This is a genomic window from Pseudonocardia parietis (assembly GCF_017876315.1).
GTDB classification, from domain to species: Bacteria; Actinomycetota; Actinomycetes; order Mycobacteriales; family Pseudonocardiaceae; genus Pseudonocardia; species Pseudonocardia parietis.
Window position 1 is genome coordinate 2954991 of record NZ_JAGINU010000001.1, and the last position, 14106, is coordinate 2969096.

Genomic DNA, 14106 nt, shown 5'->3' on the forward strand with positions numbered 1-14106 from the left:
TCAGACCGGGTAGGAACGCCGGCGTTCCTCGGCGAGGAAGTGCGCGGTGTCCCGGGTCGACGTGTAGAGCGACCGGTAGTGCGGGTGGAAGCGGTCGTACACCTCACGGGCGACCGGATCGGGCTCGATGGTCCGCGCGACCGGGTTCCACCGGCGCAGCTCCGGGTCCGCCCCGGTCGCGACGGCGGCGAGCCAGGCGTCGCCCAGCGCGGCGCCGACGGTCTGCTCCGGGACGTCCTGCGGCACGCCCGTGACGTCGGTGACGATCCGGGTCCACAGCCCGCCCTGGACGCCACCACCCACGGCGACCAGGCGCTTGGTCTCGCCGCCCGCATCGCGCATGACCTCGAGGTTGTGCCGGACACCGTGCGCGATGCCCTCCAGCGCGGCCCGGTAGACCTCGCCACGGGAGTGCGCCGTGGTGAGCCCGGCGAGGATCCCGCGGGCGTCCGGGTCGAACAGCGGCGTGCGTTCCCCGGCGAAGTAGGGGAGCAGGAGCAGGCCGCCGCTGCCCGGCGGCACCTCGCCGGCCTCGGCGACCAGCTCGGCGAAGCCCTCACCGGTGAGGTCGCGCAGCCAGTTCGTGATCGCTCCGGATGTCGCCATCCCGGCGGCGAGGGTGAACGTGGCGGGGACGACACCTCGCGTCGTCCACATCGCCGGGTGCGGCCGGGGCCGGTCGATCACCTCGATCAGGAACATCGTGGTGCCGTACATGACCATGACCTCGCCCGGCGAGGTGACTCCGGCGCTGGTCGCCTCGGCCCAGGCGTCGACGGTCCCGGCGGTGACGGGCAGGCCCTCCGGGAGCCCGGTCCCGGCGGCCGCCTCGGCGGTGACGTGCCCGGCGATCTCGGTCGGCCACAGCAGCCGCGGCAGCTCGATCCCCGGCGCTGTCACCCGGGCCCAGTCGCTCGCCCAGTCCGCTGCCGCGAGGTCGTACATCGGGTCGCACTGGCTGGCCGAGTGGTGGTCGAGGACGTACTCGCCGGTGAGCCGGTGCACCAGGTACGACGAGCACATCAGGAACAGCGAGGCCCGCTCGTAGACCTCGGGCTCGTGCCGCGCCAGCCAGCGCCACTTCGGTCCCACCGCCTGCGAGGACAGCGGCGTCCCGGCGCGGGCGAGGATCCGCTCGGCCCCGAGCTCGGCGGTCAGCTCGTCGATCTCCGTACCGGCCCGGGTGTCGACGCCGTAGAGGATCGCGGGGCGGAGCGGACGGCCGTCGGCGTCCGCGGGGAGCAGGGTCGGGCCGATGCCGGAGACGCCCAGGCCGGCCGGTGTGGCGTCCGGGACGGCGGCGAGCAGCTCGCGGACGATCACGGTGAAGTCGCCCCACCAGATCGCCTCCGCGTCGTGCTCGACCCACCCCGGACGGGGTTGCGCGGTCTCGTGCGCACGGTCGGCGCGGGCGAGCACCCGCCCACCGGAATCGACGACGACCCCCTTCGAGCCCGAGGTTCCGATGTCGACACCGAGGTAGACCTGCATGGTCCTTTCCTACCGGGTGACGGTGCCGCATAACACAGGGGGCCGACAGCCTGGCGGCTCCGCGCCCCCGGAACGGCCGAGTTGTCCACGACACCCTCTCTGAAACCCGGTGGAGAGGCGTCCGTCCACAGGCCCGGGAATCGGTCCGGGCGCGATGACGTGCGGCTGCGCCACGCTCGTCGTCATGACCGCACTGCCACAGCCCGAACCCGAGCTGCCGTCCCGCTCCGCACCGCCACCCGTGCCGCCCGGTGCTGTTCCGCCGTGGCCACCGGGCGGCACCCCGGCCGATCCGTGGCCGTGGGACCCCGACGGCGCCGCCGCGGCCCGGATCCGGCTGACCGAACCCGCCGACCTGATCGCCGCGGTCCCGGTGCTGATCGGCTTCCACCCCGAGGACTCGCTGGTCCTGGTGGGGCTGGCCGGGCCGGAGCTCCGGGGCCGGGTGGGGCTCACCGTGCGGGTCGACCTGCCGCAGGCACGTGCGGTCCACCGGGTGTGCGACGACAGCGTGTCCGTACTGGCCGGGAGCGGTGCGGCGCGTGCGGTCGCGGTCGTCGTGCGGGGCGGGCGGCCGGGCTCGATGGCGCAGCGCCGGGTCCGCCGGGACGTCGCGGAGGCCGCGCGCCGGTCACTGGTACGGGCCGGGATCGAACCGATGGCGGTGCTGTGGACCTCCGGTACCCGGGCCGGCGACCGCTGGAGCTGCTATCCGCTGGTCGGGCAGGAGTGCGGCTGCTCCGGGACGGTGCCGGATCCGAGCGCGACGCCGGTCGCGGTCGCCGCCGCGGTACAGGGCGGCCGGGCGGTGCTGCCGGACCGGGCCGCCGTGCTCGCGCAGCTCGACGGCGACGCCGCCGACCTGGCCCGGTGGGTGCGGCTGGGCACGGAGGCGGCGGCGGCCGGAGACCCGGGCACGTACGCCGGTACCGGCCTCCTCGACGGTTGCCTCGACGAGGCGGCCGAGGGCCGTCTCGTGATCGACGACCGTCTCGCCCTCGACTTCCGTGCCGCGTTCGGCGACCCGGAGTTCCGGGACGAGGCGCTGCGGCGCTGTCTCGGGCCGGGTGCCCCGCACGCCGAGCAGCTCTGGGCGGTGCTCACCCGCGCGCTGCCCGTCCCGGAGCGGGCCGATCCGGCGGCGCTGCTCGGCGTCTGCGCCCTGCTGCGGGGGGACGGTGCCCTCGCCGTCCTCGCCGTGGACCGCGCGCTCGGGGACCGGCCGGGCCACATCCTGGCCACCGTGGTCGACACGGCACTGCGGGACGCGCTGACCCCGGGCGTCGCGCCGGGCCCGTATGCCGGGCCGGACGGGTTGCGCCGGCTGCTCACCGCGATGCTCGGCCCCGGTGGGATCGACGCCACGGACCCGGGCGAGCAGTGGTGAGCGGGTCAGCGGCCCCGGGCGAACTCCCAGGCGTCGGCGACGATCCGTTGCAGCTCCGTGCGCGAGGGCTTCCAGCCCAGCTGCTCCGCGGCCCGATCGCTGGCGGCGACCAGGACGGCGGGGTCGCCGGCCCGGCGGGGGGTCAGCACGGCCGGGATCGGGTGCCCGGTCACCGCGCGGCAGGCTTCGACGACCTCCAGCACCGAGAAGCCGTGGCCGCTGCCCAGGTTGTAGACGTCGTGCCGGCCGGCGGTGGCGTGCTGCAGCGCCAGCAGGTGCGCGTCGGCCAGGTCGTCGACGTGGATGTAGTCGCGCACGCAGGTGCCGTCGGGGGTCGGCCAGTCGTCGCCGAAGATCGAGATCGACTCGCGGGTCCCGGCGGCCACCTGCAGGACGAGCGGGATCAGGTGGGTCTCGACGGCGTGCCGCTCGCCGAGGTGCACGTCACCGGCCACGTGGGCGCCCGCCACGTTGAAGTACCGCAGGCTGGTCGCGGCCACACCGTGCGCGGTCGCGTACGAGGTGATCATGTGATCGATCGCGAGCTTGCTCGCCCCGTACGGGTTGGTCGGGAGGGTCGGTGCGGACTCCGGGATCGGCACCCGGTCCGGCTCGCCGTAGGTGGCGGCGGTGGAGGAGAACACCAGGCGCGGCACCGCGTGCTCGCGGATCGCCTCCAGCAACCGGAACGAGGCGAGGACGTTCCCGGACCAGTACTTCTCGGGCTCCGTCACGGACTCGCCGACCAGCGAGCGTGCGGCGAAGTGCAGGACACCGTCGAAGCCGCCCGCGGCGAGAACCTCGCCGGCTCCCGCGCCCAGCTCCGCCTCGACGAACGTGGCGTCGGACGGGACGGCGTCCCGGTGGCCGGTGGACAGGTCGTCGAGTACGACGACCTCGTGTCCCGCCTCCAGCAGGTGCGCCGCGCACACACTGCCGACGTATCCCGCGCCGCCGGTGACGAGCAGCTTCACCCCGGGCCTCCTGGCCTGCCGATCCCCACGGCACCGACCTGCGCGGCGCCGAGCCGTCGGCCCGACCCTCTCACGGGGGTGCACGACGACCGTCGTGCACCCGGGCCGCCGCGGCGGCCCCGGCAGCCGCTACTGGGCCTTGACCAGAACGGCGTGTGCGACCAGCGGGGCGACGGTGGCCTTCTCGCTCTCGGCCGAGGACACCGGGACCGGGTCCCCGAAGCGCGGGATCGCACCGACCTCCACGCTGAGACCCGGCACGATGCCGGCGAGCTTCAGCTCGCCCATGAGGTCCGCGTCGTTCTGCACGTGCTCGGCGATGCGCCGCACCTCGACCCGGCCGCCGCCGCGCCGGGCGAGCTCGTCGAGCCGCTGGAGCCCCACCTCGAGCGACGGCGGGACCGAGGAGGAGGCCGACGGCCCGTGCTCACCGCGCTCCAGGTCGTCCAGGCCGGGGATCGGGTTGCCGTACGGGGACACGGTCGGCTTGTCGAGCAGGCGGAGCAGCTTGCGCTCGACGTCCTCGCTCATCACGTGCTCCCAGCGGCAGGCCTCGGCGTGGACGAGCTCCCACTCCAGGCCGATGACGTCGATGAGCAGACGCTCCGCGAGCCGGTGCTTGCGCATGACCGCGACGGCGCGGCTGCGGCCGTCGTCGGTCAGTTCGAGGTGGCGGTCCCCGGCGACGACGACCAGCCCGTCGCGCTCCATCCGGGCGACGGTCTGGCTGACGGTCGGACCGCTCTGCCCGAGGCGTTCGGCGATCCGCGCGCGCAGCGGAACGACGCCCTCCTCCTCGAGTTCGTAGATGGTCCGGAGGTACATCTCGGTGGTGTCGATGAGGTCGTTCACATGGGGCCCCTTCGTTCGATGGCCAGTCTACCCAGGGCGAGCCCCGGGCACGGCGCACCCATCCGGGGCAGGATGGGCCGCGTGTCCGGTTCGATGATCTCCCCAGAGGCCCTCGCCGGTCTGCTCACCCCCGCAGGTCGTGACGGAGCAGACAGGCCGCCGGGTACTGCACGTCCGGTGCTGCTGGACGTGCGGTGGCGACTTACCGGGCCATCCATGCGTGACGACCACGCGGCCCGCCGTATTCCCGGAGCGGTGTTCGTCGACCTCGACACCGAGCTGGCGGCGGGACCGTCGTCGCCGGGACCCGGCGGCCGGCACCCCCTTCCGGGCCCCGCGGCCCTGCAGGAGGTCCTGCGCGCGGCGGGTGTCCGGGACGACGATCCGGACCAGCTGGTCGTCGCCTACGACGACCGCGACGGCTCGGTGGCGGCGCGGGCCTGGTGGCTGCTGCGCTGGGCCGGGGTCGCCCCGTCGCGCGTGCGGGTGCTCGACGGCGGGTTCGCGGCGTGGCAGCAGAGCGGTCTCCCGGTCGCGGGTACCGACGGCGGCGCGGCCGAGCCGGAGCCGCTGCCGGCCGGGGACCTCGTCGTGCGGTCCGGCGGGATGCCGGTCGTCGACGCCGACGGTGCCGCCGCTCTCGCCCGGGACGGGGTGCTGCTCGACGCCCGTGCGGCCGCGCGGTACCGCGGCGAGACCGAGCCGGTCGACCCGCGCACCGGGCACGTCCCCGGCGCGCGCAACACTCCCGCCGCGGCCAACACCGGCCCGGACGGCCGCTGGCTCGCCCCCGAGGTCCTGGCCGAGCGGTTCCGCGCCGCCGGGGCCGTGCCGGGTGTCCCGGCCGGGGCGTACTGCGGCTCGGGCATCAACGCCTGCGCGCTGGTGCTGGCGTTGGAGGAGTCCGGGACGACACTCCCGCAGGCGCCTGCCGCGCTCTACCCGGGTTCCTGGTCGGAATGGAGTGCCGACCCGGGGCGCCCGGCCGCGACCGGCGACCGGCCGTGGGTGGCGGACCGGTGAACGGCGTGACCGTGGCCGCATCCCTGACATACGGTCCCGTGCCATGAGCGCGCGCACGTCGGTCGTGTGGACACCGGAGTTCCTGACCTACCAGCTGTCCGACGACCATCCGCTGAACCCGGTGCGGCTCGACCTGATGATGGAGCTGTCGCGCGGGCTCGGGGTGCTCGACGGGATCGACCTGATCGAGCCGCAGGCCGCCACCGACGCCGAGCTGACCCGGGTGCACACACCGGGCTACCAGACCGCGGTGCGGTCGGCCCCGGAGGCACCGTTCGGGGTGGGGCACGGTCTCGGCACCGCCGACAACCCGATCTTCTTCGGGATGCACGAGGCGGCGTCGCTGATCGCGGGCGGCTCGGTGGCGGCGGCCCGCGAGATCGCCGAGGGGCGTGCCGACCGGGCGGTGAACCTGGCGGGCGGCCTGCACCACGCCATGCCCGACCGGGCCGCCGGGTTCTGCGTCTACAACGACTGCTCGGTCGCGATCGCCTGGCTGCTGGACCAGGGCTACGAGCGCATCGCCTACGTCGACGTCGACGTCCACCACGGCGACGGCGTCCAGGCCTCCTTCTACGACGACCCGCGGGTCCTCACGATCTCGTTGCACCAGCACCCGCTGACCCTGTGGCCGGGCACCGGCTGGGCGGGCGAGTACGGCCGCGGGGACGGCGAGGGCTACGCGGTGAACGTCGCGCTGCCCCCCGGGACCGGCGACGCAGGCTGGCTGCGCGCCTTCCACGGCGTCGTGCCGTCGCTGCTGGAGGCGTTCCGCCCGCAGGTGCTGGTCACCGAGTGCGGTGCGGACACCCATGCCGAGGACCCGCTGGCGAACCTGGAGCTGTCGGTGGACGGCCACCGGGCCATCTACCGCACCCTGCGCGAGCTGGCCGAGACGACGGCAGGCGGCAAGTGGCTGGTGCTCGGTGGTGGCGGGTACTCGCTCTACCGCGTGGTGCCCCGCTCGTGGACGCACCTGCTCGCGGTGTCGCTCGACCGGGACCTCCACCCGGACACGACGATCCCCGCGGACTGGATGGCAAGGGCGTCGACCCACACCCGGGCTCCGCTGCCGGTGTCGATGTCCGACGGGGCCGACCCGTCCTTCGAGAAGTGGGGTGGGGCGTTCGGCGAGCGGGTGGACTCCTCCATCCTGGAGACCCGCCGTGCGGTCTTCCCGCTGCACGGACTCGAGCCCGACGACCCGCGGGACTGAGACATGACGGCCACGAGCATGCCCGACGACCAGCCGCAGCAGCGGACGCATCCGTACCCCCGGCACTGGGAGGCCGACGTCGTCGCCTCCGACGGCGGGATTGTCCACCTGCGCCCGATCAGCCCCGACGACGCCGACATGCTGCTGGCCTTCCACGGCAAGCTCTCCGACCGCACCCGCTACCTGCGCTACTTCGGGCCGTACCCACGGATCTCGCCGCGTGACCTGGAGCGGTTCACCGTCGTCGACCACCGCAGCCGGGTCGCGTTCCTGGCCATGCTGGGGGACGAGATCATCGCGGTCGGCCGCTACGAGGGGCTCACCCCCGACGGTGGTGCGGCGGTCCAGGAGGGCGCAGGCACCGACAAGCCGGTCACCTCGGCCGAGGTCGCGTTCGTCGTGCGCGACGACCACCAGGCGCGCGGGCTGGGCTCCATCCTGCTCGAGCACCTCGCCGCCGCCGCCCGGGAGAACGGGCTCTCCCGCTTCGAGGCCGAGGTGCTGGTCGAGAACCACGCCATGGTCCGGGTGTTCCGGGAGGCCGGCTACCAGGTCAAACGGGCCTTCGCCGAGGGCGTGCTGCACCTGGAGTTCGACGTCGACCCGACCGAGAAGTCGATCGCGGTGCGGGACTCGCGCGAGCAGGCCGCCGAGGCCCGCAGCGTCGCGAACCTGCTGCACCCGGCCTCGGTCGCGGTGATCGGCGCCTCCGCGGACGCGACCAAGCTCGGCCACGCCGTGCTCACCAACCTGTTGCTCGCCGGGTTCACCGGTCCCGTCTACCCGGTGAACCCGGACGCCCGCTCGGTGCGCGGTGTGCGGGCGTACCCGTCGGTGATCGACATCCCGGACGAGGTGGACCTCGCCGTCGTCGCCGTCCCGGCCGCGAACATCGACGAGGTCATGGACTCCTGCCTGGCCAAGGGCGTCAAGGCGCTGGTGGTGATCAGCTCCGGGTTCGCCGACGCCGGCGGGGGCGGCAAGGTGGCCGAGCGCCGGCTGGTGGCCGAGGCCCGCGCGCACGGCATGCGGGTGGTCGGGCCGAACGCGCTCGGCGTCGCCAACCCGGCCGCGGCCGTCCGGCTCAACGCCACCCTGGCCCCGGCGCTGCCCGGGCCCGGCCGCACCGGCTTCTTCTGCCAGTCCGGTGCGCTGGGGACCGCGATCCTGGCCAACGCGCGTTCGCGCGGGCTGGGGCTGTCCTCGTTCGTCTCCGCGGGCAACCGCGCCGACGTCTCCGGCAACGACCTCATGCAGTACTGGCAGACGGACCCGGGCACCGACCAGGTGCTGCTCTACCTGGAGACGTTCGGCAACCCGCGCAAGTTCGCCCGGGTCGCGCGCAGGCTGGCCCGGACCAAGCCGATCGTCGCGGTGAAGTCCGGGCGCCACACCGGGCCGCTGCCGTCGCTGGCGTCGGTCGGCGCGCAGATCGACGAGTCCAGCGTCCAGGCGCTGTTCGAGCAGTCCGGCGTCATCCGGGTGCAGACCCTGCCGCAGCTGTTCGACACCGCGCTGCTGCTGGCCTACCAGCCGCTGCCCAGCGGGCGGCGGGTCGCGGTCGTCGGGAACTCGACGGCGGTGAACCTGCTGGTCACCGACGGCCTGCTGGACGAGGGGCTGGAGCTCGCCGGGGACACGGTGGACGTCGGCACCCAGGCGCCGCCCGAGGCGTTCGCCGAGGCGGTCCGCAGTCGGCTGGAGGGCGCGGACCAGCCGGACGCCCTGATCGCGGTGTTCGTCCCGCCGGTGGCCGTCGAGGGGACCGCGCACGCGAACGCCCTGCGCGACGCCGCCGACGGCGCCGGGATCCCGGTGCTCGCGGTGTTCCTGGCGGCGGAGGGCATCCCGGCCGAGCTGTCGGTGCGCCAGGCCGACGGCACGCCCGGGCGGGGCTCGGTGCCCAGCTACGCGAGCCCGGAGCGGGCGACGGCCGCGCTGGGCCGGGTCACCCGCTACGCCGAGTGGCGCGACACCCCGGTCGGTGAGTTCGTCGTCCCCGACGGCATCGACACCGAACGGGCCCGCCGGCTCGTCGCCTCGTTCGGCCCGGACGCCGCGCACGAGCTGACCGACCCCGAGGCGGTCGAGCTGCTGGCCTGTTACGGCCTGGACGTCGTCACCTTCCGCCAGGTCACCGGGGCCGACGCCGCGGTCGTCGCCGCCGAGGAGGTCGGGTACCCGGTGGTGATCAAGACGACCGGCGAGCAGTGGCGGCACCGCGGCGACTTCGTCGGCGTCCGGCTGGATCTCGTGTCGCCGGACGCCGTCCGCGGCGCGCACGCCGAGCTGTCCCGGCTGACCGGCTCCGACGAGGTGTACGTGCAGCGGATGGCGCCGAAGGGCTCGTCCTGCAAGATCGAGGTGGTCGAGGACCCGTCGTTCGGCTCGCTGATCGCGTTCGGGCTCTCCGGCATGGCCACCGAGCTGCTCGGTGACCGCGCCTACCGCGTGCTGCCGGTCTCCACCGAGGACGCCAAGCGGTTGATCCGGGCGCCCCGGGCGGCGCCGCTGCTCACCGGCTACCGGGGCACGGAGCCGGTCGACACCGACGCGCTGGAGGACCTCGTGCTGCGGATCGGGCGGCTCACCGAGGACATCCCGCAGATCCGGTCACTGGCCCTGAACCCGGTGCTGGCCTCCCCGGACGGCGCGTTCGTCACCGGCGCGCGGGTGACCGTCGGCCCGGTGCCCGACCGGCGCGACACGGGACCGCGCCGGCTGCGCTGAGAGGAGCTTGCGGAACGAACCTCTGCGCTGAGCTGGGCTGAGCTGGGCTGAGCTGCCGGGCCGAGTCGCGCTGGGACACCGTGCCCCGGGCGGGACCCGGGGCACGGTGCGGCGCCGTGTCAGGTACGGAAGGTGACCTGCAGCGTCGGCGCGGAGGTGTCGGCAAAGAAGTCGTTGCCCTTGTCGTCCATCACGACGAACGCGGGGAAGTCCTCGACGTCGATCTTCCAGACCGCCTCCATGCCGAGCTCCGGGTACTCGAGCACCTCGACGTTGCGGATGCAGTCCTGGGCCAGCCGTGCGGCCGGGCCGCCGATCGAGCCCAGGTAGAAGCCGCCGTTCGCGGCGCACGAGTCCACGACCTGCTTGGACCGGTTGCCCTTGGCCAGCATCACCAGCGAGCCGCCGGCCTCCTGGAACTGCTGGACGTAGGAGTCCATCCGGCCGGCCGTCGTCGGGCCGAACGAACCGGAGGCGTAGCCCTCCGGCGTCTTGGCGGGCCCGGCGTAGTAGACGGCGTGGTCACGCAGGTACTGCGGCATCGGCTCGCCCGCGTCCAGCCGCTCGGCGATCTTCGCGTGCGCGATGTCGCGGGCGACGACGAGCGGCCCGCTCAGCGACAGCCGGGTCTTCACCGGCACCTGCGAGAGCTGGGCGCGGATCTCGTCCATCGGCCGGTTGAGGTCGACCTGCACGACCTCGTCCGAGAGGTCGCCGGACTCGGTGTCGGGCAGGTACTTCGCCGGGTCGCGCTCCAGCTGCTCCAGGTACACCCCGGACGGGGTGATCTTGGCCTTGGCCTGGCGGTCGGCCGAGCAGGACACCGCGACACCGACCGGCAGCGAGGCGCCGTGCCGGGGGAGCCGGATCACGCGGACGTCGTGACAGAAGTACTTGCCGCCGAACTGGGCGCCGATCCCGAAGTTGCGGGTCAGCTCCAGCACCTGCTGCTCGAGATCGGTGTCGCGGACCGCGTGGCCCAGTGGCGAGCCCTCGGTCGGCAGGGTGTCCAGGTAGCGCGCGGAGGCGAGCTTGGCGACCTTGAGGTTGTACTCGGCCGACATGCCGCCGACGACGATCGCGAGGTGGTACGGGGGGCAGGCCGCGGTGCCGAGCGAGCGCAGCTTCTCGTCCAGGAACGCCGCGAGCCGCTTCGGGTTCAGCAGCGCCTTCGTCTCCTGGTAGAGGAAGGTCTTGTTGGCCGAGCCGCCGCCCTTGGCCATCACCAGGAACTCGTAGTACGGGTCCCGGCCGGGCTTGGCGAACAGCTCGACCTGGGCCGGCAGGTTGGTGCCGGTGTTGCTCTCCTCCCAGAACGACAGCGGCGCCATCTGCGAGTACCGCAGGTTCAGCTCCTGGTAGGCCTCGAACACCCCGCGGGACACGGACGCCTCGTCGTCGCCACCGGTCAGCACGGTCTCGGTCTTCTTGCCGATGACGATCGCGGTGCCGGTGTCCTGGCACATCGGCAGCACGCCGCCTGCCGAGACGCAGGCGTTGCGCAGCAGGTCGGTGGCGACGAACCGGTCGTTGCCGGACGCCTCCGGATCGTCGATGATCGCGCGCAGCTGGGTCAGGTGGGACGGCCGGAGCAGGTGCTGGATGTCGTTCACGGCGGCGCGGACCAGGCCGGTGATCGTCTCCGGGGGGACCTCGAGGAAGGTCCGGCCGGCGGCCTCGGTCACGGTGCCCGCGGGCAGGTCGAGCTCGCGGTACTCGGTGTCGTCCGGGCCGAGCGGGAGCACGTCGGTGTGGTGGAACTCGGGCATGGCCGGGACGCTACCGGGCGGGGTCGGTGCGTGACCGCAGGTGGAGACGCAGACGACGCGTGACCCCGGCCGCTCACCGAGCCGCGTCGGTGTCCCCGGCAGGGAGCCGGGGCGTAACCGGACGACCCTCCGGTTCGTGCGGTAGCGTGGATCACATGCCTGGTTCGATCCTCGGAACATCCGTCCGCCGCGTCGAGGACGCCGACCTGATCACCGGTGCGAGCACGTATGTGGGCAACCTCCGGCTCGACGGCCTGGCCCACGTGGCATTCGTCCGGTCCCCGCTGGCGCACGCGCTCGTCACCGGCATCGACACGACCGAGGCGGCGGCCGCACCCGGGGTGCTCGCCGTCCACACCGCCGCCGACCTGGACCTGCCCGCCCACCACGGCCTCGCCGTGCTCAACCCGGAGCTGCCGCGCCCGCCGCTGGCGACCGACCGGGTCCGCTTCGTCGGCGAGGCGGTCGCGCTCGTGGTCGCCGAGACCCGGGCCGCGGCCGTCGACGCCACCGAGCTCGTCGAGGTCGACTACGAGCCGCTGCCCGCCGTCACCGACCCGGAGGCGGCACTCGCCGAGGGCGCCGAGCTGCAGTTCCCCGGATACGGGTCGAACCTGGCCGCCGGGCTGCGCGGCCCCGAGGACGACCCGCTGGCCGGTGCCGACGTCGTGGTCCGGGCCCGGATGGAGAACCAGCGGGTCGCCGCGGTCCCGCTGGAGGGCAACGCGATCGTCGCGGACCCGCGGGGCGGGGAGGCCGCAGGCGGCTACGCGCTGACCGTGCACGTCTCCACCCAGATGCCGCACGGTTTCCAGAAGCAGCTCTGCGGGGTCCTCGGTCTCGACCCCGACACGGTCCGGGTGATCGCCCCGCACGTCGGCGGCGGGTTCGGCGCGAAGGCGGGCGTACTCGCCGAGCACACCGCGACCGTCGGCGCCGCCCGCGCGCTCGGCTGTCCGCTCGCATGGGTCGAGACGCGCTCGGAGAACCTGCTCTCGATGCCGCACGGCCGCGGCCAGGTCGGCTACTACGAGCTCGGCCTGACCCGTGAGGGGCGGATGACCGGCCTGCGGGCCCGGGTGATCGGCGACGCCGGGGCCTACGCCGGGTTCGGCGGTGCGCTGCCGCTGCACATGACCTACCTGATGGCATCGGGCGTCTACGACGTCCCGGCGGTCCGGTACGACGCCGCGTCCGCCCTGACCAACACCACGCCGATGGGCGCGTTCCGCGGTGCCGGCAGGCCCGAGGCCGCCGCGCACCTGGAACGGCTGGTCGACCTGGCCGCCACCGAGCTGGGCATGGACCCGGTCGAGCTGCGGCGGCGCAACTTCCTCGCCCCGCAGGCGTTCCCGCACACCACCCCGACCGGCGCGGTCTACGACGTCGGTGACTACGACCTGCCGCTGCGTGAGGCCCTGCGGATCGTCGGTCTCGACGAGCTGCGCGCCGAGCAGGCGCGGCGCCGCGAGGCGGGGGACCCGGTCCGGCTCGGCATCGGGATCTCGGTGTACGTCGAGGTCACCGCGGGCGGCGGGGGCGGCGAGTACGGCTCGGTCACCGTGCACGCCGACGGTTCCGCGACCGTCTCGGCGGGCACCTCCGCGCACGGGCAGGGGCACGCGACGTCGTTCTCCATGCTCGTCGCCGACCGGCTCGGCATCCCGTTGGAGCGGATCGACTACGTGCAGTCCGACACCGCGCGGGTGCCGCGGGGCGCAGGCACCGGCGGGTCGCGCTCCCTGCAGCTCGGCGGCACCGCGGTGTCCGAGGCCGCGCACGAGCTCTTCGAACGGGCCCGCACGATCGCCGCGACGCTGCTGGAGGCGTCCGCCCAGGACGTCGAGATCACCGAGGACGGCACGTTCGGCGTCGCGGGCGTGCCCGCCGGCCCGCGGGTGACCTGGACCGAGGTGCACCGCCAGGCAGCGGAGACGGGGGAGCAGCTGCACGTCGGGCTGGACTCCCAGCAGTCCGGGGCGACGTACCCGTTCGGCGCGCACGTCTCGGTCGTCGAGGTCGACACCGACACCGGCCGGGTCACCCCGCGCCGCCACGTCGCCGTCGACGACTGCGGCCGGATTCTCAACCCGCTGCTCGTCGAGGGCCAGCAGCACGGCGGGATGGCCCAGGGGATCGCGCAGGCGCTCTACGAGCAGGTCCGCTACGACGACGAGGGTCAGCCGATCACCTCCAGTCTCGCCGCCTACACCATCCCGACCGCGGCCGATCTGTTCGCCCTCGAGGCCGCGACGACCGAGACCCCGACGCCGCTGAACTCGCTGGGGGCCAAGGGGATCGGCGAGTCCGCAACGATCGGCTCGACCCCCGCGGTGCAGAACGCGGTGGTGGACGCGCTCGCCGACCTGGGCGTGCGGCACATCGACCTGCCGTGCACCCCCGAGCGGGTGTGGCGGGCGGTCACCGCCGCCAGGGCCGGGGCACCGGAGGACGCCTGGCGGGAGCCGCCCGCGGTGTTCGACGACCTGCCCGTGCGCGGTGGCGCGTCGGCCGACGACGACGTCGCCGCGATCTGAGGAGCGGGGTTCGCAGCTCGTGAGCCACCCCCCGGCCGTCCGCGTCGGGCCGGTGTCGCAGACTCTGCGCCGGACACCGAGGCAGGACACACCGAACAGGCGACACCGAACAGCTGGGAGGCGACGC

At 74.2% G+C, this 14106-nt stretch carries 9 protein-coding genes; 5 read left to right on the forward strand and 4 right to left on the reverse strand.

Annotation, left to right across the window (positions count from 1 at the left end; translation table 11 throughout):
- Entirely contained in the window at window positions 1-1491 is a 1491-nt protein-coding gene (locus JOF36_RS13995) for an FGGY-family carbohydrate kinase (RefSeq protein WP_210027243.1), read from the reverse strand.
- Between the two features lie 184 nt (window positions 1492-1675).
- Here JOF36_RS13995 and JOF36_RS14000 point away from each other — a divergent pair, with 184 nt between their 5' ends.
- Window positions 1676-2878 (forward strand): DUF4192 domain-containing protein, encoded by a 1203-nt coding sequence (locus tag JOF36_RS14000; RefSeq protein ID WP_210027245.1) that lies wholly within the window; start codon window positions 1676-1678, stop codon window positions 2876-2878.
- 5 nt (window positions 2879-2883) lie between these two features.
- On the opposite strand, the gene galE is transcribed toward JOF36_RS14000, so the two are convergent.
- Together galE and JOF36_RS14010 are read right to left on the reverse strand one after the other, a co-directional pair.
- Entirely contained in the window at window positions 2884-3852 is a 969-nt protein-coding gene (gene galE / locus JOF36_RS14005) for a UDP-glucose 4-epimerase GalE (protein ID WP_210027247.1), read from the reverse strand.
- A 129-nt stretch (window positions 3853-3981) separates the two neighbouring features.
- Window positions 3982-4704 (reverse strand): iron-dependent transcriptional repressor DtxR, encoded by a 723-nt coding sequence (locus tag JOF36_RS14010; protein ID WP_210027249.1) that lies wholly within the window; start codon window positions 4702-4704, stop codon window positions 3982-3984.
- A gap of 93 nt (window positions 4705-4797) precedes the next feature.
- Between JOF36_RS14010 and JOF36_RS14015 the strand changes: the two genes are divergently transcribed.
- Genes JOF36_RS14015 through JOF36_RS14025 form a run of 3 tightly spaced genes read left to right on the forward strand, consistent with a single transcriptional unit; the run spans window position 4798 to window position 9673 of the window.
- Entirely contained in the window at window positions 4798-5727 is a 930-nt protein-coding gene (locus JOF36_RS14015) for a sulfurtransferase (RefSeq protein WP_210035584.1), read from the forward strand.
- Between the two features lie 43 nt (window positions 5728-5770).
- Window positions 5771-6943 carry an acetoin utilization protein AcuC gene (locus JOF36_RS14020; RefSeq protein WP_210027251.1) on the forward strand — a complete coding sequence of 391 codons (1173 nt, stop codon included), beginning with the start codon at window positions 5771-5773 and terminating at the stop codon, window positions 6941-6943.
- A gap of 18 nt (window positions 6944-6961) precedes the next feature.
- A complete protein-coding gene (locus JOF36_RS14025; protein ID WP_210035586.1) occupies window positions 6962-9673 on the forward strand; it encodes a bifunctional acetate--CoA ligase family protein/GNAT family N-acetyltransferase in 2712 nt (903 codons plus the stop codon).
- 119 nt (window positions 9674-9792) lie between these two features.
- Here the strand turns inward: JOF36_RS14025 and JOF36_RS14030 are convergent, their stop codons facing one another.
- Window positions 9793-11442, reverse strand: coding sequence for a fumarate hydratase (locus JOF36_RS14030; protein WP_210027253.1), 1650 nt, complete (start codon window positions 11440-11442; stop codon window positions 9793-9795).
- Window positions 11443-11597: 155 nt separating this feature from the next.
- Here JOF36_RS14030 and JOF36_RS14035 point away from each other — a divergent pair, with 155 nt between their 5' ends.
- On the forward strand, window positions 11598-13979 hold the full coding sequence (locus JOF36_RS14035; RefSeq protein ID WP_210027255.1) for a xanthine dehydrogenase family protein molybdopterin-binding subunit: 2382 nt from the start codon (window positions 11598-11600) through the stop codon (window positions 13977-13979).
- Window positions 13980-14106: the final 127 nt, after the last annotated feature.